The organism is Pseudomonas sp. GL_103 (genome assembly GCF_057835175.1).
Genome location: NZ_CM174420.1, coordinates 4,339,595 through 4,366,380, shown reverse-complemented (window position 1 = coordinate 4,366,380; position 26,786 = coordinate 4,339,595). Strand labels below are relative to the sequence as shown.

21 protein-coding genes are annotated in these 26,786 nt (G+C 59.7%); 13 read left to right on the top strand and 8 right to left on the bottom strand.

Translation table 11 applies throughout. From position 1 onward, the window contains the following. Positions 1-91 precede the first annotated feature (91 nt). From AC3IP0_RS19620 to AC3IP0_RS19585, 8 genes are all read left to right on the top strand, one after another. Positions 92-3,481 carry a type VI secretion system Vgr family protein gene (locus tag AC3IP0_RS19620; RefSeq protein ID WP_489325675.1) on the top strand — a complete coding sequence of 1,130 codons (3,390 nt, stop codon included), beginning with the start codon at positions 92-94 and terminating at the stop codon, positions 3,479-3,481. 8 nt (positions 3,482-3,489) lie between these two features. Then, a complete protein-coding gene (locus AC3IP0_RS19615) occupies positions 3,490-3,993 on the top strand; it encodes a hypothetical protein (RefSeq protein ID WP_489316663.1) in 504 nt (167 codons plus the stop codon). Positions 3,994-4,047: 54 nt separating this feature from the next. Next, entirely contained in the window at positions 4,048-4,569 is a 522-nt protein-coding gene (locus AC3IP0_RS19610) for a hypothetical protein (protein ID WP_489316662.1), read from the top strand. Beyond that, positions 4,566-4,991: a hypothetical protein gene (locus AC3IP0_RS19605; protein WP_489316661.1), complete on the top strand. Its 426-nt coding sequence runs from the start codon at positions 4,566-4,568 to the stop codon at positions 4,989-4,991. The genes AC3IP0_RS19610 and AC3IP0_RS19605 overlap by 4 nt, the downstream gene beginning before the upstream one ends. 75 nt (positions 4,992-5,066) lie before the next feature. Further along, positions 5,067-7,109 carry a lipase family protein gene (locus AC3IP0_RS19600; protein WP_489316660.1) on the top strand — a complete coding sequence of 681 codons (2,043 nt, stop codon included), beginning with the start codon at positions 5,067-5,069 and terminating at the stop codon, positions 7,107-7,109. 29 nt (positions 7,110-7,138) lie between these two features. Beyond that, on the top strand, positions 7,139-7,912 hold the full coding sequence (locus tag AC3IP0_RS19595; RefSeq protein WP_489316659.1) for a hypothetical protein: 774 nt from the start codon (positions 7,139-7,141) through the stop codon (positions 7,910-7,912). Beyond that, a complete protein-coding gene (locus AC3IP0_RS19590) occupies positions 7,909-8,868 on the top strand; it encodes a hypothetical protein (protein WP_489325673.1) in 960 nt (319 codons plus the stop codon). Before AC3IP0_RS19595 ends, AC3IP0_RS19590 begins: the two co-directional genes overlap by 4 nt. Before the next feature lie 224 nt (positions 8,869-9,092). Continuing rightward, the gene (locus AC3IP0_RS19585; protein WP_489316656.1) at positions 9,093-9,380 is read left to right on the top strand and encodes a YceK/YidQ family lipoprotein; all 288 of its coding nucleotides are present in this window, start codon (positions 9,093-9,095) and stop codon (positions 9,378-9,380) included. 39 nt (positions 9,381-9,419) lie between these two features. Here the strand turns inward: AC3IP0_RS19585 and AC3IP0_RS19580 are convergent, their stop codons facing one another. Further along, positions 9,420-9,773 (bottom strand): hypothetical protein, encoded by a 354-nt coding sequence (locus AC3IP0_RS19580; RefSeq protein ID WP_489316655.1) that lies wholly within the window; start codon positions 9,771-9,773, stop codon positions 9,420-9,422. A 49-nt stretch (positions 9,774-9,822) separates the two neighbouring features. On the opposite strand from AC3IP0_RS19580, the gene AC3IP0_RS19575 reads away from it, so the two are divergent. Further along, entirely contained in the window at positions 9,823-10,923 is a 1,101-nt protein-coding gene (locus tag AC3IP0_RS19575; RefSeq protein ID WP_489316654.1) for a hypothetical protein, read from the top strand. After that, the gene (locus AC3IP0_RS19570; protein ID WP_489316653.1) at positions 10,920-14,261 is read left to right on the top strand and encodes an ImcF-related family protein; all 3,342 of its coding nucleotides are present in this window, start codon (positions 10,920-10,922) and stop codon (positions 14,259-14,261) included. Before AC3IP0_RS19575 ends, AC3IP0_RS19570 begins: the two co-directional genes overlap by 4 nt. Positions 14,262-14,379: 118 nt before the next feature. Here AC3IP0_RS19570 and AC3IP0_RS19565 read toward each other — a convergent pair whose 3' ends face one another. Continuing rightward, the gene (locus tag AC3IP0_RS19565; protein WP_489316652.1) at positions 14,380-15,561 is read right to left on the bottom strand and encodes an acetyl-CoA C-acyltransferase family protein; all 1,182 of its coding nucleotides are present in this window, start codon (positions 15,559-15,561) and stop codon (positions 14,380-14,382) included. Further along, on the bottom strand, positions 15,558-16,340 hold the full coding sequence (locus tag AC3IP0_RS19560; RefSeq protein ID WP_489325672.1) for an enoyl-CoA hydratase-related protein: 783 nt from the start codon (positions 16,338-16,340) through the stop codon (positions 15,558-15,560). The genes AC3IP0_RS19565 and AC3IP0_RS19560 overlap by 4 nt, the downstream gene beginning before the upstream one ends. Positions 16,341-16,557: 217 nt before the next feature. Between AC3IP0_RS19560 and AC3IP0_RS19555 the strand changes: the two genes are divergently transcribed. From AC3IP0_RS19555 to AC3IP0_RS19545, 3 genes are read left to right on the top strand one after another with little or no spacing between them, the layout of a single operon-like run. Further along, positions 16,558-17,664 (top strand): polyamine ABC transporter substrate-binding protein, encoded by a 1,107-nt coding sequence (locus AC3IP0_RS19555; protein WP_489325671.1) that lies wholly within the window; start codon positions 16,558-16,560, stop codon positions 17,662-17,664. A 41-nt stretch (positions 17,665-17,705) separates the two neighbouring features. Further along, on the top strand, positions 17,706-19,124 hold the full coding sequence (locus tag AC3IP0_RS19550; RefSeq protein ID WP_489325670.1) for an aminotransferase: 1,419 nt from the start codon (positions 17,706-17,708) through the stop codon (positions 19,122-19,124). Beyond that, positions 19,121-20,029: a helix-turn-helix domain-containing protein gene (locus tag AC3IP0_RS19545; RefSeq protein WP_489325668.1), complete on the top strand. Its 909-nt coding sequence runs from the start codon at positions 19,121-19,123 to the stop codon at positions 20,027-20,029. The genes AC3IP0_RS19550 and AC3IP0_RS19545 overlap by 4 nt, the downstream gene beginning before the upstream one ends. Positions 20,030-20,184: 155 nt before the next feature. Here AC3IP0_RS19545 and paaZ read toward each other — a convergent pair whose 3' ends face one another. From paaZ to paaE, 5 genes are all read right to left on the bottom strand, one after another. Further along, on the bottom strand, positions 20,185-22,254 hold the full coding sequence (gene paaZ, locus AC3IP0_RS19540) for a phenylacetic acid degradation bifunctional protein PaaZ (RefSeq protein ID WP_489325666.1): 2,070 nt from the start codon (positions 22,252-22,254) through the stop codon (positions 20,185-20,187). 58 nt (positions 22,255-22,312) lie between these two features. After that, complete coding sequence (locus tag AC3IP0_RS19535; RefSeq protein WP_489316646.1) at positions 22,313-23,566, bottom strand: OprD family porin; 1,254 nt, start codon at positions 23,564-23,566, stop codon at positions 22,313-22,315. Between the two features lie 34 nt (positions 23,567-23,600). Further along, a complete protein-coding gene (locus tag AC3IP0_RS19530; protein ID WP_489325664.1) occupies positions 23,601-25,247 on the bottom strand; it encodes a cation acetate symporter in 1,647 nt (548 codons plus the stop codon). Continuing rightward, positions 25,244-25,552 (bottom strand): DUF485 domain-containing protein, encoded by a 309-nt coding sequence (locus AC3IP0_RS19525; RefSeq protein WP_046042846.1) that lies wholly within the window; start codon positions 25,550-25,552, stop codon positions 25,244-25,246. The genes AC3IP0_RS19530 and AC3IP0_RS19525 overlap by 4 nt, the downstream gene beginning before the upstream one ends. A gap of 126 nt (positions 25,553-25,678) precedes the next feature. Beyond that, a complete protein-coding gene (paaE, locus tag AC3IP0_RS19520; protein ID WP_489325663.1) occupies positions 25,679-26,755 on the bottom strand; it encodes a 1,2-phenylacetyl-CoA epoxidase subunit PaaE in 1,077 nt (358 codons plus the stop codon). Positions 26,756-26,786 lie beyond the last annotated feature (31 nt).

Here is a 26,786-nt window from a genome sequence, read left to right as displayed (position 1 = left end):
CATTGTCAGCTTCTTGAAAGCTTCCCAGCGCTCGAGCGAGGGTGGCAACGAAGCCTCCCCGTCCGCTTCAAAAGCCAAGGGAGGCCTGATTTTGTCCAACACACCGCGCACCTTCTTCGACCACAGCCGCCACAAACTACAGATCGATGGCCTCGACACCCACCTCGACGTCCTCACCTTCGAGGGCCATGAGTACCTTAGCCAACCCTACCGCTACCGCATCGAATTCACCGCCAGCGACCTCGACATCGGCGCGGAAAAATTCATCGGCCAGTACGCCGAGTTCAGCCTGTACGACGCACCGTCCAACGTGCCCGTGTTCGACTGGGAAGTGCCCAGGCCGCCCAAGCCCCTGCGCACCGTCTATGGCCGCATCACCGCCTGCCAGCGCCTGTCCGGCTCAATCGACGAAGCCCGCTACGAAGTCACCCTGCAACCGCGCCTGGCCCTGCTCGATCGCGGCCAGCAAACGCGGATCTATCAGCACCAGTCCGTGCCAGACATCGTCAAAAGCATTCTGCGCGACCGCCACGGTCTCGACACCGGGCACTTTCGCTTCAACCTCAAGCGCGAGTACCCGCAGCGCGAGCAGGTGATGCAGTACCAGGAAAGCGACCTGGCTTTCATCAGCCGGATCCTGGCCGACGTCGGCATCTGGTACCGCTGCATCCAGCACGAAGAGCTCGCCTTCGACGTCGTCGAGTTCTGCGACGACCAGCGCTGCTACCAGTTCGACGTCGAACTGCCGCTGCGCTCGCCGTCGGGCTTCAGCAACAGCGAGCAGGACAGCGTCTGGGCCCTGAAAACCCGGCACCGGGTGGTGGAACAGCAGGTCAGCGTACGCGCCTATCACCCCGACGACAGCCGCGCCTACCTCGACGGCGAGGTCGACCAGACCCTCGGCGAGCCCACCACCCACGGCGTGGCCACGACCCGCGGCGTCGCCGACAACACCTACGGCGAGGCCTACCACTACGCCGAACCCTACCGCGTGCTCGGCAAGTCCCACCTGCGCGACGAAGACCTGCAAAGCGAAAGCGGCTTTTTCTATGCGCGTCTGCGCCACGAACGCTACCTCAACAACCAGACCCACCTCAGCGGCACCAGCAGCAGCGCCACCCTGGCCCCGGGTCAGGTCCTGAGCATCAGCGGCGGCGCCCCCAAGGCCTTCACCTCCCGCGTGGTGATCACGAAGATCACCACGCGGGCCGCCCGCGACCGCAGCCTGACCTGCGATTTCGAAGCCATGCCCTACGCCTTGCGCTTGTGCTTCCGCCCAGAGGTCCCGCCCAAACCACAAATCGCCGGCACCCTGCCGGCGCGCATCACCCACCCCCAGAGCAACCCCCTGTACACCGAAATCGACATGCAAGGGCGCTACCGGGTCAAGTTTCTCTTCGACCGCGACACCTGGCCCACCGGCCGCGAAAGCAAATGGCTGCGCCAGGCCCGCGCCTACGCCGGCGACACCTACGGCCTGCACCTGCCGCTGATCGCCGGCACCGAAGTGGCGATCGCCTTCGAACAGGGCGACCCGGACCGCCCCTACATCGCCCACGCCCTGCACGACGACCAGCACCCCGACCTGGTGACCCAGCGCAATGACCACCGCAACGTGCTGCGTACGCCGGCCAACAACAAGTTGCGTATGGACGACACGCGGGGGCAGGAGCACATCAAGCTCAGTACCGAGTATGGCGGCAAGAGCCAGTTGAATCTGGGGCATCTGGTGGATGCCGAACGCAAAAAACGGGGGGAAGGGTTTGAGCTGCGCACCGATGACTGGGGCGCCATTCGTGGCGGAAAGGGTCTTTTCATCAGCGCGGACAAACAGGAGAAAGCTCAGGGTGTGCAACTCGACATGGATGCTGCCGTCGCCCAATTGGAAAGTGCCTTGTCGCTGGCGCGCTCCCTGGCCGATGCGGCTCGCGCGGCCAAAGCAACCCCCGGCGACACCGCCAGCCAGGAACGGCTCAGACAAGTCCTCGATGGCTTGAAGCAACCGGGTCTGTTGCTGCACGCCCCGGCAGGTATAGGCATGGTCAGCCCGGAGGCGGTGTGCCTGTCCTCGGGAAGCGAAAGCGTGAGCGCCGTTGCCGCGCACAACGTCGACCTCAGCGCCGGGCAGAACATCACCGCCACCGCCGAGGACGGCATCAGCCTGCTCGCTCACAGCGCGGACATGCAGCTCAAGACGGCCAAGGGCAACATCGATTTGCATGCTTTGGAGGGCCTTCTGCACGCCCTGGCGAAGGGCGACATCAAGATTGAGAGCGTGGATGGCCGGGTGCACATCCGCGCTGAGAAAGAGCTGATATTGGAATGCGGAGGGGTCTTTGTCCGCTTGAAAGACGGCGACCTCGATCAGGGCGCCCCCGGCAATATCTATCAACGGGCCAAGCATGTTCAAAAGTTTGGCAGCGCCAGGCTGGATACGCCGGCAACACCGTTACCCGGAGGTTACTCCGCGAAATACGTCCTGAAAGATGAGGCCCAGGCACCGCTGGCGTTTACCCGCTACCGGATCACCACTGAACAGGGCGAGGTGTTTAACGGCGTAACCGACAAGGAAGGGCGAACCATGAGCGCTCATACCTTGTTGCCGGGTGGGCTGAAGATTGAGTTTCCGAACACCACCTCTTATGACGAACAACTTCGACTGCTTGGCCCGGATGGCGAATTGGCAAGCAACATCAAGTACTCGGCCACACTGGCTGACGGCCGAATCCTCGATGGCGTGACTGATGAGCAGGGTTACACGCAGCGGTTGGTGACCCAGAAGCCGACGCAGATCACCCAATTGCTGCTGTTTCCACCGGAGGGTGCGCAACCGCTTTGTTGTGCGGCGCAAAACGCCCAAGCGCCGATGCAGGTTGACCTGACCTCCAATGATGTTTCGACTAACGATACGGATGTTGGCCACTCGACTAAAGATGTTCGCCTGCCCAAAGGCAAGAAGCGTTCCCTGACGTCCGGCGAAATCGCCATGGCGCAAACCGTCTTTAAAGATGCAGTCAATTACAGCAAGGTCAAAGTGCATCACGGCGGATGGTGGTTGTTTGCCGGATTCCAGAATACGGCGGTGACGCCGAATGGGGAGATGTATTACCCGGCAAGCACTAATTACTACAGAGATGATTTTTCCAATACCGCTGATGATCGACATAAGGCGTTATTCATGCATGAGATGACTCATGTATGGCAGCACCAACTGGGTTATCCGGTAAAGAAACAGGGTCTGGCGGTTAGTAGTCGAGGTGCTGAGGCGTATGAATACACATTGTTTAATGATGGTAAGTTTTCAAATTACAACATGGAGCAACAGGGGGAGATAATTTCGGACTATTATATAATTTGTGTAATTGGAAATCCTCTCGGAGTGTGGGATTGGAAGAATGAAGGGAAAAGTCCAGAACTTCTTTCTGCTACGCTTGAAAGCTTCCTGAAAGATCCCTTCAGCAAGAAAAACCTTCCAGGATAAAAGTGCCCATGAAATCGATTTCATTGTTGCTGGTTGCGCTACTTTGCTTTGTGGATGAGGCGAACGCTACGTCTTTTGGCTTGCTTGGTGAGGGCAAGATTGTTGCTATCAATAATAAGCCGGCTATTTGTTTGCCGAATGATGCAGGCAAAAGTTTTGCAGTTGGCTGGATATCAGTGTCCGAAAGTTATGTGCGAAATGCCCCTGGCTGGAGTGTTGCGTTGAAATCGGATGCCAAGCCTCTGGTGTTGCAGCCTGGGGAGTGCATTGAATTTGGTATCGTTCCAAATGGTTATGAGTTATACGATGGGAAAATAAAAATACCTTCACTTAAGTTTGAGGAAAATAAAACCTACATCTTTGGGCTGAGTGATGCATACAGGACTACTGACACTTATCGGGCTGCTTTTTGCGTGAAGAAAGCCGTGAGTGGCATTTTTGAATATCTTCAGTACGAGCGCCTTCCTGATGGCACAGAAATAACTCCAGCCTGTGGTCGGGGAAAAGCATGATCAAGTCTAATACTTCACAGCTAAAGCTTGAAATCGCTGTATTGGAAAGTTGCCATGAAAAATACAGTGCGTTTTAGTCTTGGGTTAATCTTTTTTTCCAGTTTGGCTCAGTCCACTCCATGGGGGCTGCCTGGGAACGCTGTTATTGCTTCTGAATATGGGCGATTATTAATTTGTGTTCCGCAAGAAATATCAGAAGCTGTGGGGGTAAATTCTATATCGGTATCTGAAAGTAAACCCTTGGTCGGTAGAGGGTTAACCATGTGGAAGTTGGAACTTGAAAATACTGGGGAGACCATGCTGCTCGAATCAGGTGGCTGCATTTTTTATGGGGAAAATCCTTCCGGGTATCGACCTGTAGTAGATGCAAAGCCCTTGAGTGCTGGGGGTGTTTATTACACGAGAATCAATATAGCCGTTACGAATCCAACACGACAAAGCATCTTATTCTTCGATGCGGTTTTTTGTGTGGCCAAGAAAAGTAACGACGGGCCTTTGTATCTGCAATACATATATGATCAAGCCGGAAAGGAAGTCAGGCCTTCACTTTGTCTGGTGTCAGGTGAAGGAAAATGAAAATGAACGTAAAGTGGCTTTACTGGTTCTGGGGTGCGATGGATTTCTTTTATATTATCCAATTCGGCTACCTCAATTTTTCCCAGGGCAAGGTGCCGTTTTATAGCGATATTCAATCCTATGTTCAGTTAAGGTCAGAGCATGGGGTGAGTTCGGATGTGCTCTTATTGTTGTCAGTTCTTCTGAACGTGTCGATAGTTGTTTCAATGGTTTTGTTTTTCGTCGGTTCGCGAACGATTCCGTATCTAATTTACGTTCAATTACCACTTCGGTTATTGCTTGTTGTGCCTTCGCTATCGATTTTTTTATGGCTTTCGAAAGCGGCAGGCGCAACGTCAGTTATATGGTTGATTACCCTGCTGTTGTTTTCTGAGGCTATTAAATTGTTTTCCATTTTATTCAGGGGGAAATGGTGTGTTTAGTTGTTTTGTGCAGATCAATTGCTGGCGACTTGCGGCGGTTTCAGAAAAAATAACTAACAGCATTAAAGGACTAACATGAACAATAGGTTGCACCGTACGGACACACTGGGCTCCTGCAAGACTGTGGTCTGCGGCAAACAGAAAATGCAATGGATCGAGTTCCAGTTGCTCGATGAACAGGGCGAACCCCTGGCAAACCTGCCCTATCGCGCGTGCAACGAGGCGACCCGCAGCGACTTCATCCCGGAGTACAGAGGCCGCACCGATGCCGAGGGAGTGATCCGCCTGGACGGCCTGCACCCGTTGGCCATCACCTTGCTGATAGACGCCGAGCTCTTGGCGGAGATACTGCAAAATCGCCGCCTGCGTGCCCAGCGAGCCGAACCTGCACGCCCCGGCTTCGCTGATCGCACGCCGCTGTATGGTCCGCAGCGTTCGGGCTTCTCGCCCATCGAACAGCAGGCGGTCGCAGCCGGGCATGGCTATCACTACCTGCGTATCGGCCAATTGTGCGATCGGCTGCCGACATTCGACCCGCCCTTGGCGGACGCCAGGCAACCCCCGGCCTACCATTTTCCAGACCCGAAGTTTGGCGGGTTCACCATTGGCGACGATCAACTCGATCGCCGGCATGTGCTGGAAGTCTGCCCGTTGCGCGCCTGGTCGCTGACGTTGCATCACCATTCGGAGTACAGCCTGGTCAATGCTTATAACCTGGCTCTGATGAGTATTCTGGCGTACAGCACGGAACCCGAGAATGCGTTGGGTTCCGTCAAGGAGTTCTTCGAGCAGCAATGCCTGGACTTATCTCGTACACCGATAGTTTTCGACAGCAGGCAGAAATTGCCGTGCGTAGTTACCGATGTTCCCTTCGATGGTCGCTACACCATCGCCAAACCATTAGACACAACACAAGCACGACCTCCAGAGGGCGACACTCAACTTTTTTATGCCATCAGTGCCATCCAGGTACTCGTAGCTTGGCGAGGCACGGAATTAAACAAGAAAGCAGATCTCGTTACAGATGCGACTTTCCGCCCGGTAAAACCGCAAGTGCAGGCCTTGTGCGAACCCAAGGTGCCCTGTGACGATCTGACCCCGGAGGGCCGCGTGCATTTGGGGTTTCGCGAGTCGTTCGATTTGGCCTGTAGGATTTATGCCAAGGAGCTTGGCGAGATAATTCCTGAAAAAGCCGCTGATCGAAAGGTGTTCATTTGTGGTCACAGCCTAGGGGGCGCCCTTGGGTTAGTTCATGCAGCTTCACTGAAAGCACAGAACCCGCTGCTATACACCTACGGCATGCCACGCACCTTCACTCTTAAGGCCGTTAAATGCCTCGACGAGATCGTGCATTTCCGTCACGTCAACGACATCGATCCAATCCCCAGCGTGCCACCTGAAGCGGCGTTGGATAACTACCTTTACGACCTCTATGGCCCCCTGGGCACTACTCTAGGGGTTGGCTGGTCGATGCTGCAGTTGACCGCCAATCAGTTGTTCCGCCATGGCGACCCCTTCTGCCACCACGGCGAAATCGCCATGTTCTTCAGGGCCGAACAGCACACCCGCCAGCGAGGCTCGTCATACCCCGCCTACCGCAACAAGGACGGGCTAGGCGCGCCTTACCACACAATCATCGCTTATCGCCTATCGGAGAAAGTCAAATTTTACCTGGTCCCGAGTCTGAGCCCTGACGACGACCAGCAGGCCGAGCAGGCACAGCAGCGCCTCACCACCTCCTTGACCGCCGAGAGTCGGGCGAGGTTTTTCCCACCCTTCAGCAATCCCAAGACAGGCCGGTTTGTGGGCTTGGGCAACCACATGATGGGCAATTACCAGCCGTACATCTATGGCCAGTTGCTGGAGTCAATCAACCCTGAACGCTCGCCGTTGTTGAAGCGGCAACTGGATCGACAGAATTTCGAACAGCAGACCAAGGACAACTACGCAAGCCTTGTCGAAGACGAGCTGGAACGCAACAAAGTATTCCTCGATTTGCAGAGTCGTCTTGGTGAAACCCTGCGGGTGACGCAACAGGCCGATGGCGGCGCCGAGGCGTTGCAACGCTTCGACGCCGCGGCCGACCCGAGCGCCTGCTACGAAAGAGCCCACTGTTGAGCCCGGCCAGCGCCGGCAAGGATCCGAGAATGATCAAGAAAATGCCCATCGCAATACTCACTCTGTGCGCCAGTCTCATTGGTTGTGCCAAGGATCAGAACATGGCACCTCCGCCGGGTGGCGAGTCAATTACCGTGACTGTGAAAGTGCCAAAGGAACTGGTCGCGGAGACCTTGCAGGTGGTGTATCGCTCAACCCTGTGTACCTTTACTGATCGCTCCGCCTTCGGCGAAACCTATCAACGCGATGGCTATCAAAGTACCGATCTGCAACTCGTGCGTGAGGGACAAAGCGATCTTTATGTGGCCAAACTGCCAATCGATGGTGGCGGTGCATGCCAGTGGCGATTGAGCAACGTGACTTTTGGTGTCGCTTATGGTCGCCCTGCCAACTTTGGTGAAAACGTGACTTATGGAGCAGGCGGTGGAGTGGTGGTGATCTTCGATCACAACAACTCGCCACGTGGAGGCGCGGACATCAAGGTCGAAGGTGATTTGACGATCAAGAAGGACTATTACCCGTGGTTGAGTGAATCCTTTCTTGGAAGCTATAGAAAAAGGATCAGCTTGGCAGGTGAAGGCCATATCTACTTAATGTATCAGGCCCTGCAAGCCCGGCAGGTATATTTCGAGCCCATCTTGCATCCTGATTTTGTCGTGTATTCGGCCGGGCCAAAGGTAAAGAAAGAAGGCAACCACACTGTCATTACCTATCCCGATGGCAGTATCGAACCGGATGGCCGTTGGGGACCGAATTTCCGTAAGCTGCAAGCAATCCGCCAAGCAGCGGAGAACCAACAATGAGCCTTTTTTCTCTTGCCCAGATCAACCCCTTCGAACTGGCACGCAACCAGGCGTTGCTCGATTTGCAAAATCGTCTCGGCGAAACCTTGCAGGTAACGCAACGGACCTATGGCGGTACCAAACGGCCGCTGCGCAAGCGTCCCGCATTGAACTCGGCCCACGACCTCAAGGTACCGGCCATGATCATGAAAATGCCCGTAGCGTTACTCAGCCTGTTCGTGAGCCTCAGCGGGTGCGCCAAGGATCGAAGCTTGTCGCCACCGCTAGATAGCGAAAAGATGACCATCACAGTGAAAGTGCCTCTGGAACTCGAAACGGAAACCCTGGAGGTGATGTACCGCTCGGCAGTGTGCAAGAACATCACCCACGGAGCGAGCGGTGTGCGCATCGAGTTGGAGGGTTATCACGGTATTGATGTGCAATTGCAGCGTCTGGGGGGGAGTGATCTCTTCCAGGCCAAGTTGCCAATTGATGGCGGCGGTGCTTGTCAGTGGCATCTGAGCAACGTGATGTTTGGTGTCGCCTATCGCAATCCCGCGCGCTTTGGCGAGAACGTTACTTATGGCGCAGGCGGGGGAGTGGTGGTCATGTTTGACCATAATCGGCCCTCCAGAAGTTCTGGATTACCGATAAAAGTAGAGGAAGATTTGACGATCAAGAAGGACTATTATCCTTGGGTTGATGAAGAATTTATAGGCCCCTACAAAAAAACTGTCAGCTTAACAAGCGAGGGCGATATTTATGTGATGTATCAGGCCCTGCAAGCCCGGCAGGTATATTTCGAGCCCGTCTTGCATCCTGATTTTGTCGTTTATTCGGCCCGGCCAAAGGTAAAGAAAGAAGGCAACCACACTGTCATTACTTATCCCGATGGCAGTGTCGAACCGGATGGCCGTTGGGGACCGAATTTCCGTAAGTTGCAAGTGATCCGCCAGGCAGCGGAGAGCAAACAGTGAGCATCGCTTCTCCTGCCGCGCACAGCCCTTTTACTCAGGTACGCAACCAGCTGTTCCTCGATCGGCAGAGTCTTTTCGATCATATCTTGCGAAACCCAACAGCCCTTCAGGTCACGAATAGGAGACTGTTTCCGTAACAATGACTGATACCCATAACGAGTGTCGCTGTTGTCCGTGTTTGGTCAGTGTCTTGAATGTAAAAAATCAATGTTGGAGTTGAGTTAATGAAGATGTTTGTTTTTACTCTGTCTGGTTTGTTTGTGCTTTCCATTTCAGGGTGTGGATCTATTGGGGCGGGACTTGCGTACGGACCAAACTGCCCTTATCAGGGAGTTCAGTTTGATTTCAAAGCTGCGACTAGTTGGAACTTTATTAAGGAAACGTATGGGTTTGTTATTCCTCTAGCTATTATCGACTTACCATTTTCTTTCGTTTTTGACACATTTGCACTCGAGCGCGCCCTGGAGCGCACCAATGGCGGTGACAGTTGTCCTCGAAAATTCGAGTTTTAAAGGGCGGGCGTCAAAGAGCATGGGGAGCGTGTTCGTTAATTACTCTGTTGAAGGAGAAGATGCTTCATCAAGTAATTTGGTTGCTTGTTCCAGTTTGTAATCCAGGGCTGATTTTGGAGAAATTAATATGTACCAGGGATTTGTGTTGTTGGGTGATAGCACCACACACGATGGAGAAGTGATATCCGCTTCGTCCACCACATTTGTTAATGGCAAGCCCGTGGCTTTGGTGGGGGATGAGGTCAGTTGTCCAGCCCATGGCACCAATCCCATCGTTGAGGGCTGTTCCGACTGCTGGGAAGATGGCCGGGCAATGGTGATCGATGGCTGTCGCAGTGAATGCGGATGCCAGGTGATTTCCAGCGCGCCTGACTGTGGGGTGGGTTGAGCCATGGGCTGGGATAGAAAGGCACCCTTTGTGGTGCAAGCTCCGGTGCCGCCGATGCTGGGTCGTTGGGTACTGGCGGCCGTCGTCGCGGTGGTGGTGGGTGTGCTGTTGTTTCTGTTGCACGCCTCAATGCAGTTAGCGCAACTGCAGGCGATCAATGTCTGGTTATTGACTGGCTCGCCACTGCTGGTCTGGGTGTTGCTGTTCGGTACCCGTGCCTATTTCTACGGTGGGGCGCTCAGTCAGCATCAATTTCTCGAGGAGGAAGCGGTCAATGCGCAGCTGGCCTGGCAAGACTGGGCGCAACGCTATCTGGCCGTGCATACCAGCTGTGTGCTGCTGCCGGATCAGGTATCTGCCAGTGGGCTGCAAGGTCGGCGAGATATGCCACTGCGTACAGGGCACGCCAGGCGCATAGCCGCTCTGCCCGAGCAGGGCGATCGCGCGCAGGCGGGGTTGCAGTTGTTATTGCCAGTGCTCGCGCCGGCCTTGCAGGCCTTGCCCGCTGAACAGGCGTTGCGAGTCACGCTGTTGAGTGATGTTGAGCCTGATCAATACGCTGCACTGCGCGACGTCTGGCAGCAGTGGCAAACCGCCCAACTAACACAACCTGCAACGGTCACCCTGACCGATGAATTGTCGTGCCAATGGATCGACGACACGCTGAAGTCTGCCCGCGCAGCCCTCGACTTGATTTTGGTCGTGCAGGTAAACGGCGGGGAGGCGTACTCCGATGGGCTGGCGGCCTTGTTGATATGTCCAGACCAGTTGGCCTTTGCTTGGGACCTTCCTGTGCAAGGTCGCTTGTTGCGCCCGATGCCTTTGGACGTCGCCACATTGAACAGCGAGCTGGTGCTGTTCCTGCAAACCCAGACGATGGCGCTTCAGGCTACGGGGGTGTTGGCGGACAGCGCTGACTGGCAGCCGCTGACCGGCAATGTCTTCGCCACTATCGGTGCTCAGGCTGTCTCGTTGAGTGCGCAGCAGCTGTGGGTTCAGGAGCACCTGTGCGGACTGCCGGGACCTTTTGGGCATTGGTTGGCAGCCGCCTTCGGGTTGGAAATGGTTCAACACCAGCAGCAGCCAGTGCTGCTGCTCGCCAAAGAAGAGTCACGGTATTGGATCAGTACCGTTAGCGCGGGAGAGCTGGCATGAAAGCATGGAGCAACCCATGGCGTCGCGCGGGTGCGGCGGTGTGGATCAGTGTATTGATGGCGGCCCTGGCCTGGATGATACAGGCCTATGGTGAGCGGATGGGGCTGGTGGAAAACCATCACCGGATGCTCGCTTTCTTGTTGATCGTTCTTATTGCGGCTATCGCGCAACTTGCCCCCCGGTTGTTGATGCAGTTGAAACAGCGAAGTCATCGCGATCAGGGACAGGTAGACAAAGTGCTCCCACGGGCGGACGCGGGTTTGATACTGCCTAAGTCTACTGAATTGGATAGCTGCAGATTGCATGCGTACTTGCGCCGCAATTATGGCTCGCTGTGGCACCGCAAAGTACGCCTCCTGCTCGTCGTAGGCGAACCTCAGCAGATCAAGGCCATTGCCCCCGGCCTGGGCACCGACCATTGGCTGGAAGACGAGGGCACTGTGCTGCTGTGGGGTGGCAGTGTGCAGCAAGAGCTGGACGACAAGGTGATCGTTCAGTTCCGCCGCCTGACCCGCTGGCGTCCCCTCGACGGCGTGATTTGGGCGTTGAACGCCGAGCAAAGTGCCGATGGCTATCATATGGGTAAAGGCGCGCGGCACCTTCAAGACCTCGCTCGTAGGCTGGGCTGGTCGCTGCCGCTGCACCTCTGGCAGGTTTGCGCCAGTCACTGGTTGCAGGAGAAACGCCCGAGTCAGGCGGTTGGCTGCGCACTGTCATCTCGTCTTACCGCCACAGACCTGGAAACGTCGCTGCACAGTCTACTGGGCCCCATGCGTCAGGAAGGCTGGGCGCAGATGAACCTGACGATGGCGCATGATTTTCTGGTGCGCCTGGCGCGGGACCTGCAAGTTGAAGGCGTGGCCCGCTGGCGTAAGGCACTGACGCCGTGGTTCGGCAGTTCCAGGCAGGATGTTCCGTTGCGCGGCCTGTGGTTCAGCCTGCCGTTGTCCAATACAACGCAGAACAAGGAAGAGCACTTCTGGCCCATGGACCCTGCCTGGCAAGGCGTGCTCGGCGAGCCAAAACGGCGGAACCGTCGCCTGGGCTGGAGCGCCCCGCGCGTCGCTTATGGCTTGGTGTTGGCCGTGGCCCTGGTCTGGAGCGCAGGCCTGCTGCTGTCGTTCCTCAGCAACCGCGTGCAGATTCACCATTTGCAAACCTCGCTGACCGCACTGCAGCAAGCCACCCCCGGCGACGCGCAACTGAGCGCTCTCAACGAACTGACCCGCGAACTCGGCCGCCTGGATTACCGCGCCAGCCACGGCTCACCATGGCATCAGCGTTTCGGCCTGAACCAGAACGACGCGCTGTTGGCTATGCTGTGGCCGCGTTACGTCGAGGCCAATCAGCGCCTGTTGCGTGACCCGGCAGCGGCCACCCTCAAGGCCCGCCTCAACGCCCTGGTCAAGCTGCCACCGGACAGCCCCGAACGCGCCAAGCGCGCCCCGGCCGCCTATGCGCAGCTCAAGGCTTACCTGATGCTGGCGCGCCCGGAAAAAGCCGATCCGGCCTTTCTCACCCAAGCCTTGGTGGAAGCCGAACCGCAAAGCACCGGCTACTCACCAGGCCTCTGGCACGCGCTGTCACCGACCCTGTGGGCCTTTTACGCCGAACAACTGGCCGCCCACCCAAACTGGCGCATCGACGCCGATCCCAAGCTGGTCGCCCAGGTCCGCCAGGTCCTGATCAGCCAGCTAGGCCAGCGCAACGGCGAAGCCAGCCTGTACCAGACCGTGCTCGACAGCGCGGCCAATCACGCGCCGGCGCTGGCCCTGCAACAGATGGTCGGCGACACCGAGGCATCGGCGCTGTTTGCCACTTCAGCCGAGGTGCCGGGCGTGTTCACCCGCCAGGCCTGGGAAGGCCAGGTGCGTCCGGCCATCGACGCCATCGCCGAGGCGCGACGCGAGGAGATCGACTGGGTGCTCAGCGACAACCCGGCCCGTCTTGCCGCCGACCTGAGCCCGGAGCAGCTCAAGCAACGCCTGACCGAACGCTACTTCCAGGACTACGCCCACGCCTGGCTGGATTTTCTCAACCAACTGCGCTGGCAACCGGTGGACAGCCTCGGCGAGGTGATCGACCAGTTGGCGCTGATGAGCGATGTGCGCCAGTCGCCGCTGATCGCCCTGATGAACACCCTGGCTTATCAGGGCCAGGCCGGCACCCGTCGTCAGGCGCTGGCCGACTCGCTGGTGCAGTCGGCGCAGCAGTTGCTCGGCAAGGAGCCAGTGCCGGTGATCGATCAGGGCATGCCCGGCAGCGGCAGCCCGCTGGACGCCACCTTTGGCCCGCTGTTGACCTTGCTGGGCAAAGACGTCGACAGCCAAAACGACAACGAACGCCTGAGCCTGCAAGCCTTCCTCAACCGCGTCACCCGGGTGCGCCTGAAGCTGCAGCAGGTGAGCAACGCGCCCAACCCCCAGGCGATGACCCAGGCCCTGGCGCAAAGCGTGTTCCAGGGCCACAGCGTCGACCTCACCGACACCCAGGCCTACGGCAGCCTGCTCGCCGCCAGCCTCGGCGCCGAATGGGACGGCATCGGCCAGACGCTGTTCGTGCAACCGCTGGAGCAGGCCTGGCAGCGAGTCCTGCAACCCTCGGTGGCCGGCCTCAACAGCCAGTGGCAGCGGGCGATCGTACGCGACTGGCAGGGCGCGTTTGCCGGGCGCTACCCCTTTGCTGCCACCGGCAGTGACGCCTCGTTGCCGATGCTCGGGCAGATGATCCGCGCCGACGCCGGGCGCATCGACCAGTTCCTCCAGCAGCAATTGGGCGGTGTGCTGCGCAAGGAAGGCAGCCGCTGGGTGGCCGACGCGCGGCACAGCCAGGGTCTGCACTTCAACCCGAAGTTCCTGACGGCGATCAACCAGCTCAGCCACCTCGCCGACGTGCTCTACACCGACGGCGGCATGGGCCTGAGTTTCGAGCTGCGCGGCAAGCCGGTGCGCGACGTGGTGCAGACCACTTTCATCCTCAACGGCGAAAAGCATGAGTACTTCAACCAGAAGGAACGCTGGCAGCGCTTCAGCTGGCCGGGCTTCAGCCAGCACCCGGGCACGCGCTTGCTGTGGATCAGTGTGCTGGCCAATGAACGCCTCTACGGCGATTACGAAGGCACCTGGGGCCTGATCCGCCTGCTCGAACAAGCGAAAGTCACCGCCCTGAACGACACCGATAGCCAGTACCGCGTGCAGCTTCGGGCCCCGGACGGCCTCGACCTGACCTGGCACCTGCGCACTGAACTGGGTGCAGGGCCGCTGGCGTTGCTCAAGTTGCGCGGCTTTGAATTGCCGGCGCAGATATTTCTGGACAAGGGGGAAAAGGCGCCGCTTTGATTTTGATTGGTGGCCGTAGGAGCCGGCTTGCTGGCGATGGCGGCCTCAGGGTCGTGTTGTCCTTGAGGTCGTCATCGCTGGCAAGCCAGCGCCTACAGTTTTGCGTAAGGCAGGGTGATTACACGCGTTCAAAAATCGCCGCAATCCCCTGGCCACCACCGATGCACATGGTCACCAGCGCGTAACGGCCGCCGGTGCGGTGCAGTTCGTGGATGGCCTTGGTGGCGATGATCGCGCCGGTTGCGCCCACCGGGTGGCCCAGGGCGATGCCCGAACCGTTCGGGTTGACCTTGGCCGGGTCGAGGTCCAGTTCCTGGCTGACGGCGCAGGCCTGGGCGGCGAAGGCGATGTTGGCTTCGATCACATCCAGGTCGGCGACGGTCAGGCCGGCGCGCTTGAGCGCCAGACGCGTGGCCGGGATCGGGCCCAGGCCCATGAACTCCGGTTCGACGCCGGCGTGGGCGTAGCTGACCAGGCGGGCGAGCGGTTTCAGGTTATTGGCCTGGACCGCGTTGCCGCTGGCCATGACCAGAGCGGCGGCGCCGTCGTTGAGGCCCGAGGCGTTGCCGGCGGTGACCGAGCCGTCCTTCTTGAACGCAGGCTTCATCGCAGCCAGTTGTTCCAGGGACGTGGCGCGCGGATGCTCGTCGACGCTGAACAGTTTGACGCCCTTGCGATCCTGGATTTCCACGGTCGCGATCTGCTCGCTGAAGTAGCCGTTGGCAATCGCGTGGGCCGCGCGTTGCTGGTCTTCGAAAGCCAGGGCGTCCTGCATTTCGCGGGTGATGCCGTTGCGCGCGGCGACGTTCTCGGCGGTGATGCCCATGTGGATGCCATGGAAGGGGTCATGCAGGATGCCGAGCATGTAGTCGATGACCTGGGCGTTGCCCATGCGCGAACCCCAGCGGGCGCTCGGCATCAGGTACGGGCCACGGCTCATGGATTCGACACCGGCACCGACGACGATGTCGGCATCGCCGAGCATCAGGGTCTGGGCGGCGTTGATGATGGCTTGCAGGCCCGAACCGCACAGGCGGTTGACGTTGTAGGCCGGGGTTTCCTTCGGGATGCCGGCGTTCATCGCCGCGACGCGGGAGATGTAGGCATCGCGGGTTTCGGTCGGGATCACGTTGCCCATCACCAGGTGGCCAACGAGCGCCGGGTCCACGGCGGCTCGCTCCAGGGCGGCTTTCACGGCCGTGGTCGCGAGGTCGGCCAGTGGCACGTCCTTGAGCGAGCCACCGAACGTACCGATGGCGGTACGGGCGGCGCTGACGACGTAGATTTCTGGAGTGTTCATGGCTGGTTTCCTTTCGGTGGATTCTTATCTGTACTGCGATTGAGCAGGGCGTTCAAGGCGGTTTTCGCCTCGTCGGTATTCAGGCGTTGAATGAACAGCGTGTTTTCTTCGCGCAGGGTGGCTTCCAGTTCGGCCAGTGAAGCCTGTTTCATCAATTGCCGGGACTGGCGCAAGGCTTGCTGGGGCATGGCCAGGAAGCGCTGGGCGATTTTTGTCGCCGCCGCCAGGCATTGTGCGCCGTCATCGAAGGCTTCGTTGGCCAGGCCCCAGGCCACCGCTTCATTACCGTCCAGGCCGTTGCCCAACAGCAGCAGGCTCGCGGCGCGGGCATGGCCGAGGCGGCGTGGCAGCAACAGGCTGGCGCCGAATTCGGGGCACAGGCCGATGTTGACGAACGGCATGCGCAGCTTGGCGCTGCGGGTCACCAGTACCTGGTCGCAATGCAGCAGCAACGTGGTGCCGATGCCGATGGCAGCCCCGCAGACTGCCGCGACCAGCGGTTTTTGCAGGCGCGTGACGACCTTCATCAGGTGGAATGCCGGGGCGTCCAGATGAGTGGGCGGATTCTGCAGGAAATCCACCAGGTCATTGCCGCTGGTGAAGCACGCCGGGCCACCGGTGAGGATGATCACGCCGGTCTGCGGGTCTTCGTCGGCGGCCAGCAACAGCTCGGCCAGTTGCGTGTACATGGCGTTGTTCAGCGCATTGAGCTTGTCTGGGCGGTCGATGGTCAGCGTCAACACGCCGTCGCGTTGCTCGTGTTTGATCAGGTCGGTCATCACAGGCTCTGCAGGGTCGGTTCAGGGCTGCCACTTTAAGCGCCGGACAAACTCCGGATCTATGGCAAAACGGGTCAACTGCACTGCCGCTTTTTGCCATGCCGGTGTGCCAAAAAGCGACACACACCCATTCGGGGTATGGCTGCGCCCGGCGAATCGACCAATAGTGGGGGCATCCGCTCATCCAGAGCCGAACTCGCTATAAGGTGCATTTGCTATGGGCAAGACGCTGCTTAAGGTGATTTCCAGTCTGTTTGTTGTACCGCTGACATTGAATGCCTACGCCGCTCAAGTGGACGACAGCAATACGCTGCGGTTGTACAACTGGGCGGATTACATCGGTGAAAAAACCGTGGCCGACTTCGAAAAGGCCACCGGCATCAAAGTCATCTACGACACCTTTGATGCCTACGAAACGGTGCAGGCCAAATTGCTCACCGGCCACTCCGGTTATGACCTGATCGTGTTGAACGCGTCCCTGGCGCCGCCGCTGATCAAGGCCAAGGTGTTCCAGCCGCTGGACAAGAAACAGCTGCCGGGCTGGACCAACCTGGACCCGAAAGTCCTGGAGGATCTGCAAGGGTATGATCCGGGCACCCAGTACTCGGCGCCTTATACCTGGGGCAGCAACGGCGTCACCTACAACGTCGACAAGATCAAGGAACGCATGCCGGACGCGCCGATCGGCTCGCTGGCGATGATCTTCGATCCGAAGATCGTCTCGCGCTTCGCCGATTGCGGCGTGACCCTGCTCGATGCCCCGACCGAAGTCATTCCCATGGCCCTGAAGTACCTGGGACGTGATCCACGCAGCGCCGCACCGGAGGATCTGAAAGCCGCCCAGGACTTGCTGCTGTCGGTGCGGCCGTACATCCGCAAATTCGACTCGGTCAATTACCTGACCAGCCTGCCCAACGGCGACGTGTGCATGGCCATGACCTGGTCCGGTGACTACGCCACCGCCATGGCCCGCGCCGCAGAAGCCAAGAAGAAGATCGACCTGGCCTACTTCATCCCCAAGGAAGGTTCGCTGATCTGGTTCGACAACATGTACATCCCGGCCGACGCGACACACGTCGCCAACGCGCACAAATTCCTCGAATACCTGATGCAGCCGCAGGTAATGGCCGATGTGAGCGATTACATCAATTACGCCAACAGCAACGCGGCGGCCACGCCCTTGTTGAACGCCGCTGTGCGTGACAACCCGGCGATCTACCCCGATGCACAGACCCGCGAGCGCCTGTTCCCGCAGAAGACCCAGGACGCCAAGGACATGCGGGCGATCACCCGGGTCTGGAGCACCGTGAAAAGCGGCATCTGATTTGTTTCGATCGTTAGTCAATTTCGGTTAGAGGTTTATTTATGGCGACGCCAACACGCAGCGTTTTTTCCCCAGCGGACGAGTCCCGGCTGGTCAAGGCCGACAAGGCTCACCATATGCATGGCTATCACGTGTTCGACGAACACGCCGAGCAGGGCTCGCTGAACATCGTCGCCGGTGATGGCGCCTACATCTACGACACCCAGGGCAACCGCTTTCTCGATGCGGTGGGCGGCATGTGGTGCACCAACATCGGCCTGGGCCGTGAGGAAATGGCCGAGGCCATCGCCGATCAGGTGCGGCAACTGGCTTATTCGAACCCGTTTTCCGACATGTCGAACAACTTGGCGATTCAGCTGTGCGAAAAACTCGCCAGCCTCGCTCCCGGCGACCTCGACCATGTGTTCCTGACCACCGGCGGCTCCACCGCCGTGGACACCGCCTACCGGCTGATCCAGTACTACCAGAACTGTCGTGGCAAACCCGAGAAGAAGCACGTCATTGCGCGGTTCAACGCCTATCACGGCTCCACCACCCTGACCATGTCGATTGGCAACAAGGCCGCCGACCGGGTGCCGGAGTTCGATTACGCCAACCCGCTGATCCACCACGTGTCCAACCCGAACCCGTACCGCGCGCCGGACGGCATGGACGAAGCGCAGTTCCTCGAGTTCCTGGTCAAGGAATTCGAAGACAAGATACTCTCGATTGGCGCGGACAAGGTCGCCGGGTTCTTCGCCGAGCCGATCATGGGCTCGGGCGGGGTGATCATTCCGCCACGGGGCTATCTCAAGCGCATGTGGGACGTGTGCCAGCGCTACGACATTTTGTTCGTCGCCGACGAAGTGGTGACCTCGTTCGGGCGCCTGGGCAAGTTCTTTGCCTCCTATGATGTGTTCGATGTGCAGCCGGACATCATCACCACCGCCAAGGGCCTGACCTCGGCCTACCTGCCGCTGGGAGCGTGCATCTTTTCCGAGCGCATCTGGAAAGTCATCGCCGAGCCGGGCAAGGGCCGCTGCTTCACCCACGGCTTCACCTACAGCGGGCATCCGGTGTGCTGCACGGCGGCGCTGAAGAACATCGAGATCATCGAGCGGGAAAACCTGCTGGCCCATGTCGACACGGTGGGCGCTTATCTGGAAGAGCGCCTGGCAACCCTGCGGGACTTGCCGCTGGTGGGGGATGTGCGCTGCCAGAAACTCATGGCCTGCGTGGAGTTCGTCGCCGATAAACGCACCAAGGCGCTGTTCCCCGACGAGATCAACATCGGCGAGAAAATCCACGTGCGGGCCCAGGCCCGGGGCTTGCTGGTGCGGCCGATCATGCACCTCAACGTCATGTCGCCACCGTTGATCCTGACGTTTGTCCAGGTCGATGAAATCGTCGAGACCCTGCGCGAGTGCATTCTGGAAGTGGCCGCCGAGCTTGAAGCGAGCGGACAGTACGCGGGCCAATGATTTCGTCAGTCAGGCTGTTACCAAGGGCGTGTCCAGCCGCTAGACTGCGGGGCATGAGCAAACCAGACGACGATACGCTGATCGCGGTGCCCTTCGGGGCATTGCACAAATGGCATGGGGGAATGCGCGAGGCATTCGCCCATATCGATGAGCCCGACGCCCTGCAACACCTGGCGTCGGCGTTGGCGCAGCTGGTGTCCGTCGAGTCGATGATGATCAGCCTGGAGCGCAAGGACCGTGCGCCCCAGTTGCTGCATCAGCGCGGGATTGCGCAGGAGTATCAGGTCTCGATCCTGGAGCGCTATTTTGCCGGCGGCTATTTGCTCGACCCGTTTTGTCTGGCGGTGGAGCAGGGCTTGGCGCAAGGCTTCTATCACCTGGAGGAAATTGCCCCGGACAATTTCTTCGACAGTGACTACTACAAATCCTATTACCTGAAGGCGGGCTGCTCGGAAGACAGCTACTACATCGTCGATACCGGCAATGACACGAAGATTTCCGTCAGCCTCTATCAGGGTTTCGGCGGTGAATGCCTGAGCGCCGAACAGCTGAATCTGCTGCGCGCCGTGGAACCGCTGGTGCGCGAATTCATCAGTGAGTTCAGTCAGCGTGGATTGCTGCGCAGTGGCGAGATCCAGTGCGATAAAGACCAAGGCGTGCGCGATGATCTCAAGCACCGGGTGCAGTCGGCTTTCGAGCATTTCGGCAGCGACTTGCTCACCGAGCGTGAGCGGCAAGTGGCGCATATGGTGTTGCGCGGGCATTCGGTGAAATCCACGGCCAGCCAGATGAGCATCTCACCGGAAACTGTACGCATGCACCGCAAGAACCTGTACCTGAAACTGGAGGTGGGGTCGCAGTCGGAGTTGTTTGCGCTGTTTATCGAGTGGTTGCGCAGGCACTGAGAGGTGACCACAGGCCTTTAGCCAGCAGAGATCAAATGTGGGAGCGGGCTTGCTCGCGAAAGCGGTGTGTCAGTCAACATCAATGTTGAATGTCAGTCCGCTTTCGCGAGCAAGCCCGCTCCCACAGTAGTTAAAGGTTGACCACAGGTTCGTGATCAATCCTCGCGCTTGACCACCAAAGTCAAAATGTCATAGCTCGCCACCAGTTCTCCCAACTGGTTGGTCACTTCCACATCCCACGCCACCACCCCTTGCGGGATGCCCTGCGGGCTCTTCTTGCCCTGGTCGATCTTGCGCTTGCAGGTCAGGCGCGCCTGGATGGTGTCGCCGATGCCCACCGGGTTGATGAAGCGCAGGGTGTCGAGGCCATAGTTGGCCAGTACCGGGCCAACGCCGGGGGACACGAACAGACCGGCCGCCGCCGACAGTACGAAGTAGCCGTGGGCGATGCGCTTGCCGAACTGCGATTCCTTGGCGGCGATGTCGTCGAAGTGCATGTAGAAGTGGTCGCCCGACAGGCAGCCGAAGTTCACCAGGTCCGCCTCGGTGACGGTGCGGCGGTGAGTCAGCAGCGATTCGCCGATCTGCAGGTCCTGGAAATGGCGACGGAATGGATGCACGTCGGTTTCGATGACCTTGGCGCCGCGCACGTATTCGCCGGTGACCGCCGCCAGCATAGTCGGCGAACCTTGCACCGCCGCGCGTTGCAGGTAGTGCTTCACCGCGCGCAGGCCGCCAAGTTCTTCACCACCGCCGGCACGCCCGGGGCCGCCGTGCTTGAGTTGTGGCAGCGGCGAGCCGTGGCCGGTGGATTCGCCGGAGCAATGGCGATCCAGTACCAGCAAACGGCCGTGCCAGGCAGCCGCGACCGGGATGGCCTTGGCGGCGATTTGCGGATCCTTGGTCACCAGGCTGGCCACCAGGCTGCCTTTGCCGCGGGCGGCCAGGGCCAGCGCTTCGTCGAGATCGTCGTAGGCCATCAGGGTGCTGACCGGGCCGAACGCTTCGATGTCGTGGGCGCCGCCCTCGGCATTCGGGTCGCGGGCCTGCAACAGGGTCGGGGCGAAGAACGCGCCTTTGTCGACATTTACACCACGGGGTTCGAAACCGTCGCGGGCGCCGAACAGCATGTCGCTGCTCTGCAACAGTGCTTCCAGGCGCTCGGCCACGTCTTTCTGCTGATCGTGGGAAGCCAGTGCGCCCATGCGCACGCCTTCCACCGACGGGTCGCCGACCACCACTTTGGCCAGGCGATCGCGCAGGCGGGTAGCAACGGCATCGATGTGCTTGGCCGGGACGATGGCGCGACGGATGGCGGTGCATTTCTGTCCGGCCTTGGTGGTCATTTCCCGGGCGACTTCCTTGATGAACAGCTCGAACTCTTCGTCATCCGGGGTCACGTCCGGGGCAAGGATTGCGCAGTTCAGCGAGTCGGCTTCGGCATTGAACGGCACCGAATTGCGGATCAGGTTCGGGTTGACCCGCAGCTTGGCCGCGGTGTCGGCGGAACCGGTGAAAGTCACCACGTCCTGGCCTTGCAGGCGGTCGAGCAAGTCGCCGGTGCTGCCGATGATCAGTTGCAGACTGCCCGCTGGCAGCAGGCCGGATTCATCCATCAGGCGCACCACGGCTTCGGTCAGGTAGCTGGTGGCGCTGGCCGGTTTGACGATGCACGGCATGCCGGCGAGGAAGCTCGGGGCGAACTTTTCCAGCATGCCCCAGATCGGGAAGTTGAAGGCATTGATGTGTACCGCGAGGCCACCGCGAGGCACCAGAATATGGGTACCGGCGAAGGTGCCCATTTTGCTCAGCTGCATCGCCGGGCCTTCGTGGACGATGTTGCCCGACGGCAGTTCGCGGGAGCCGAGGCTGGCGTAGGTGAACAGCGTGCTGTTGCCGCCTTCGATATCGATCCAGCTGTCGGCACGGGTCGCGCCGCTGTGGTGGGAAATCGCGTACAGCTGTTCCTTGCGCTCGCTCAGGTACAGGGCCAGGGCCTTGAGACGCTGGGCGCGCTGCTGGAAGTCCAGCGCCATCAAGCCGCTGATGCCCTGGCGACGGCCGTGTTCGATGGCCTCGGCGAAGTCCGGGCGCTCCTCATGGGTGCGGGCGATTTCATGGCCGTCGATGGCACTGCGCAGCACTTGTGCGCCCTGTTGGCCGATCCAGCGACCGGCGATGAAACTCTGCAGGGTAGGGGCATGCAGTGTAGGTGAAGAGGACATCACGATTGCTCCTGGTTATGAAAGGTTGTGGCGCGGCCTCGACCGCGCCATTCAGGGATTACCAAAGCGCCAGGGTGTAGCCGACGATCAGCCGGTTCTCATCCAGGTCGGTCGTCAAGCCATTGCCGGAACGGAAGGTCACGTTGCGCCAGCGCAGGCTGACGTTCTTCAACACACCGCTCTGGATGACGTAGTTGATATCGGTGTCGCGCTCCCATTCGCTTCCGTTGTCGACGCTGCCGGCCTTGACATGGCTGCCGTCGGTGTAGCGAGTCATGAAGGTCAGGCCGGGAATGCCTAGCGCCGCGAAGTCATAGTCGTATCGCAGCTGCCAGGAATCCTCCTCGGCGCGGGTGAAGGTGTTGAAGGTCACCAGGTTGACCACGTACGGATCGCCGCCGTTGAGGAACGGAAAGGCGCTGTCGCCGGACAATTGCTGGTAGGCGGCACTGACCTTGTGGGCACCGTGGGACACCGTGAACATGCTGTTGAAGTTGCGGTTGTCGATGCGCCCGGCCCGTTCGGCGCCGTCGCCCCGGCTGTCGAAATAACGCAGGTCGCTGCGCAGGTTGAAACCGTTGCCCAGCGGTTGCGTATGCACCAGTCCGGCGTATTGCTGGCGATAGATCTGGTCGAGCTTGCCGTAGTAGTAGCTCAGGCTCAGTTGCGGATTGAACGCGTAGCTGCCGCCACCGAAGTCGAAGCTATCGCTGGTGGCGGCGCCGAAGCCGATGTCATCGTTGCTGGAGGAATCCCGCAGGTTGGCCTTGGTCAGGCGTCCGGCATTCACCGTCAGGCCGTCGATTTCCTGGCTGGTCAGCAAGCCACCTTCAAAGGTCGAGCTCAGCAAGCGTGTGTCGTTGTAGGTCGCCACTGGCAACAAGGGTTGCAGGGTGCCGAGTTTCAACACGCTCTTGGAGACCCGCAATTTGCCGGTCAGGCCCAGTTCGCTGTAATCGTCGTCGGGCTCATGGCTTTGCGGGCCAAACGGCAGCAGCCCGGTGCCACGGCGGTCCGGGCTGGAGTCGAGCTTGAGCCCCAGTTCGCCCAGTGCGTCGAGACCGAAACCGAAGGTGCCGTCGGTGAACCCGGACTCGATGCGCGCGGTGAATCCCTGGGCCCATTCTTCGGCCTTGGATTGCGGCGCGTTGTCCTGACGGAAGTCGCGGTTGATGTAGTGGTTGCGCATATCAATACGTGCCTTGCTGTCGCCGATGAAGTCGGCCATGGCGCTAGGGGCGATCATGGGCAGACTCAATGCGGCGGCCAGCGAAAACAGTGATGGGTAAGACGTGGTACGTGCGGGTGTCATTATTTTTGTTCCCTGCCAACTGTTCGGTCGTCGTTTAGTGTTTGCTGGCGCCGGTGGCACCGATGCCGGTCATCGAGCGGATGAACTGCGCCAGATAACGGCCACGCTCAAGGGCTGCACGGGGCGAGGTGTCGGTGACGGAAAACAGCCATGCACTAAAGAACGCCAGGCTCATGGAAAACAGCGCCGGGTTGGAGTACGGGAACAGTGCCTTGTCGTGATGCATCACGTTGACCCACACCGCCGGGCTCAGCACCAGCAACACAATCGCCGAGACCAGTCCGGACAGACTGCCGAGGACTGCGCCACGGGTGGTCAGGCCTTTCCAGTACATCGAAAGGAACAGCACCGGGAAATTCACCGACGCGGCGATGGCCAGCACCAGCCCCGAGAGGAAGGCGATGTTCTGCGATTCGAACAGCAGACCGAGGATGATCGCCAGCACACCGATGCACAGGGTGGCGATTCGCGACACGCGCATCTCCTGTTGCTCGCTGGCCTGGCCCTTGCGCATCACGCAGGCATACAGGTCATGGGACACCGCCGAGGCGCCGGACAGCGCCAGCCCGGCAACCACCGCCAGGATGGTGGCGAAGGCGACCGCCGAGATGAAGCCGAGGAACAGGTTGCCGCCTACCGCGTGGGCCAGGTGTACGGCGATCATGTTGCCGCCGCCGATGATCGCGCCGCTGGCGTCACGGAACGCTGGATCGGTGCCGACCATGACGATGGCGCCGAAGCCGACGATAATCAGCAGCAAGTAGAAGTAGCCGATGAAACCGGTGGCGTAGAACACGCTTTTACGCGCTTCCCTGGCATCGCTGACGGTGAAGAAGCGCATCAGGATGTGCGGCAGGCCGGCGGTGCCGAACATCATGCCCAGCCCCAGGGAAATCGCGTCGATCGGGTTGGACAGCAAGCCGCCGGGGGCCATGATCGCGTTGCCCTTGGCATGCACGGCGGTGGCACCGGCAAACATCGCTTCAGTGCTGAAGCCGAAGTGCTTGAGCACCATGAACGCCATGAAACTGGTGCCGAACAACAGCATCACCGCCTTGATGATCTGCACCCAGGTGGTGGCGAGCATGCCGCCGAAGGTCACGTAGAACACCATCAACACGCCGACCAGCATCACCGCATAGAGGTAGTCGATGCCGAACAACAGTTCGATCAGCTTGCCGGCACCGACCATCTGCGCCACCAGGTACATCAGGGCCACGGTCAGGGTGCCGAAGGCCGAGGTCAGGCGCACCGGGGTCTGTTCCAGGCGATAGGAAACCACATCGGCAAAGGTGTATTTACCGAGGTTGCGCAGGCGTTCGGCAATCAGGAACAGGATGATTGGCCAGCCGGCCAGCACGCCCAGGGCGTAGAGCAAACCGTCGTAGCCATTGAGGAACATCATCGCCGAGATGCCGAGGAACGAGGCTGCCGAGATCATGTCGCCGGCAATCGCCAGACCGTTCTGGAAACCGGTCATGCCGCCGCCAGCGGTGTAAAAGTCGCTGGTGGAGCGGGTGCGAAGTGCCGCCCAGCGTGTCACGCCAAGGGTGAACAGCACGAACACCAGGAACATGCCGATGGCATTCCAGTTCAATGGTCGGGACGCGCCGTCGGCGGCCATCGCAAAATCAGTGACGGCCGCCAGCGGCAGCAGGAACAGCGCGATAAGGCGGCTCATCGGGCGCACTCCTGCTTGAGTTTTTCATTCAGCGGATCGATCACGTTGTTGGCGCGATAGACATAGAAACCGGTCAGCGCAAAGGCCAGCCCGACGATGACGACACCCACCAGCATGCCCACGGTGGTCACGCCGCCGCTCAGGGATTGGCCGAGGGTAGAAGGGGAGAAAGCCACCAGCAGTACGAAGCCGTAGTAAATCACCAGCATGGCCAGGCTCAGTGACCAGTACAGCTTCTGTTTACGACGAACCAGCTGGATGAAATCCGGGTGCTGGCGAATGAGTTCTACTTCCTGGGGTGTCATGACGCGCGCTCCTTTGTTGTTTTTGTTTTGGGTGAAACGGTTGAAAAGATCGCAGCCTGCGGCAGCTCCTACACAGGCATCCGGGCAAGCACATCCCCTGTAGGAGCTGCCGAAGGCTGCGATCTTTCAGAGCTGATCGAAATCCAGCACTACCTTGTCGCTGATCGGGAAGGCCTGGCACGACAGCACATAACCGGCGGCCACTTCGTAGTCTTCCAGGGCGTGGTTGCTGTCCATTTCCACTTCGCCCTCGATGACCTTGCACTTGCAGGTCGAGCACACGCCGGCCTTGCACGAGTAGGGCAGTTCCGCACCTTGCTCGTTACCCGCTTCGAGGATGCTCTGGCTGTTGCGCGGCAGGTCGAACGCCAGGGCGCGGCCGTCGCTGATGACGGTGATCTGGCTGACCGCCGCATCCACTTGACGGGCGGCTTCGCGGGCGGCGCGTTTCTGCTCGCTACCGGCGGCGGCGAACAGTTCGAAATGGATGCGCTCAGGTTGCATGCCCTTGGCCTTGAGGCTGTCGCGCACGGTCTCGGTCATTTCCTGCGGGCCGCAGATGAAGGCGGCGTCGAGGGCCTTGACGTCGAGCCAGCGGCTGAACAGTTGCTCGCATTTCTCGGCGTTGATCCGGCCGTTGTACAGGTCGACGTCCTGCTGCTCGCGGCTGAACACGAAGATCAGGTTCAGGCGTTGCAGGTAGCGGTTTTTCAGGTCTTCCAGCTGCTCGCGAAACAATGCGCCGGAGCTGGAGCGGTTGCCGTACAGCAGGGTGACGCGGCTGTGGGGCTCGGTTTGCAGGGTGGTCTTGATGATCGACAGGATCGGCGTGATGCCGCTGCCTGCGGCCACAGCGAGGTAATTGCCATGGCGCGCCGGGTCGAGTTCGACGCAGAAGTGCCCGGCCGGTGGCATCACTTCCAGGGTGTGCCCGGCTTTCAGCTGTTCGTTGGCAAACGCCGAGAAACGTCCGCCGGTGACACGCTTGACCGCGATGCGCAGTTCACTATCGTTGACCCCGGTGCAGATTGAATAGGAGCGACGCACTTCTTCGCCGTCCAGTTGGGTACGCATCACCAGGTGCTGGCCCTGGGTGAAGTGGAAGCTGTCCTGCAAGTGCTGCGGAATCTCGAAGGCGATGGACACCGCGTCACGGGTTTCGGTGCGCACGTCCTTGATGGTCAGGCTGTGAAATTTGCTCATTGTTGTTCTCCAGCTGGGACGGCCGATTCGC

What these genes read in the sequence shown, in the direction of transcription:
- AC3IP0_RS19570 (WP_489316653.1), top strand. Translation starts at nt 10,920, where the DNA reads ATGAAAGCATGGAGCAACCCATGGCGTCGCGCGGGTGCGGCGGTGTGG.
- AC3IP0_RS19600 (WP_489316660.1), top strand. Translation starts at nt 5,067, where the DNA reads ATGAACAATAGGTTGCACCGTACGGACACACTGGGCTCCTGCAAGACT.
- AC3IP0_RS19560 (WP_489325672.1), bottom strand. Translation starts at nt 16,340, where the DNA reads ATGACCGACCTGATCAAACACGAGCAACGCGACGGCGTGTTGACGCTG.
- AC3IP0_RS19590 (WP_489325673.1), top strand. Translation starts at nt 7,909, where the DNA reads ATGAGCCTTTTTTCTCTTGCCCAGATCAACCCCTTCGAACTGGCACGC.
- AC3IP0_RS19615 (WP_489316663.1), top strand. Translation starts at nt 3,490, where the DNA reads ATGAAATCGATTTCATTGTTGCTGGTTGCGCTACTTTGCTTTGTGGAT.
- AC3IP0_RS19565 (WP_489316652.1), bottom strand. Translation starts at nt 15,561, where the DNA reads ATGAACACTCCAGAAATCTACGTCGTCAGCGCCGCCCGTACCGCCATC.
- paaZ (WP_489325666.1), bottom strand. Translation starts at nt 22,254, where the DNA reads ATGTCCTCTTCACCTACACTGCATGCCCCTACCCTGCAGAGTTTCATC.
- AC3IP0_RS19575 (WP_489316654.1), top strand. Translation starts at nt 9,823, where the DNA reads ATGCTGGGTCGTTGGGTACTGGCGGCCGTCGTCGCGGTGGTGGTGGGT.
- paaE (WP_489325663.1), bottom strand. Translation starts at nt 26,755, where the DNA reads ATGAGCAAATTTCACAGCCTGACCATCAAGGACGTGCGCACCGAAACC.
- AC3IP0_RS19550 (WP_489325670.1), top strand. Translation starts at nt 17,706, where the DNA reads ATGGCGACGCCAACACGCAGCGTTTTTTCCCCAGCGGACGAGTCCCGG.
- AC3IP0_RS19535 (WP_489316646.1), bottom strand. Translation starts at nt 23,566, where the DNA reads ATGACACCCGCACGTACCACGTCTTACCCATCACTGTTTTCGCTGGCC.
- AC3IP0_RS19545 (WP_489325668.1), top strand. Translation starts at nt 19,121, where the DNA reads ATGATTTCGTCAGTCAGGCTGTTACCAAGGGCGTGTCCAGCCGCTAGA.
- AC3IP0_RS19605 (WP_489316661.1), top strand. Translation starts at nt 4,566, where the DNA reads ATGAAAATGAACGTAAAGTGGCTTTACTGGTTCTGGGGTGCGATGGAT.
- AC3IP0_RS19555 (WP_489325671.1), top strand. Translation starts at nt 16,558, where the DNA reads ATGGGCAAGACGCTGCTTAAGGTGATTTCCAGTCTGTTTGTTGTACCG.
- AC3IP0_RS19525 (WP_046042846.1), bottom strand. Translation starts at nt 25,552, where the DNA reads ATGACACCCCAGGAAGTAGAACTCATTCGCCAGCACCCGGATTTCATC.
- AC3IP0_RS19580 (WP_489316655.1), bottom strand. Translation starts at nt 9,773, where the DNA reads ATGGCTCAACCCACCCCACAGTCAGGCGCGCTGGAAATCACCTGGCAT.
- AC3IP0_RS19595 (WP_489316659.1), top strand. Translation starts at nt 7,139, where the DNA reads ATGATCAAGAAAATGCCCATCGCAATACTCACTCTGTGCGCCAGTCTC.
- AC3IP0_RS19530 (WP_489325664.1), bottom strand. Translation starts at nt 25,247, where the DNA reads ATGAGCCGCCTTATCGCGCTGTTCCTGCTGCCGCTGGCGGCCGTCACT.
- AC3IP0_RS19585 (WP_489316656.1), top strand. Translation starts at nt 9,093, where the DNA reads ATGAAGATGTTTGTTTTTACTCTGTCTGGTTTGTTTGTGCTTTCCATT.
- AC3IP0_RS19610 (WP_489316662.1), top strand. Translation starts at nt 4,048, where the DNA reads ATGAAAAATACAGTGCGTTTTAGTCTTGGGTTAATCTTTTTTTCCAGT.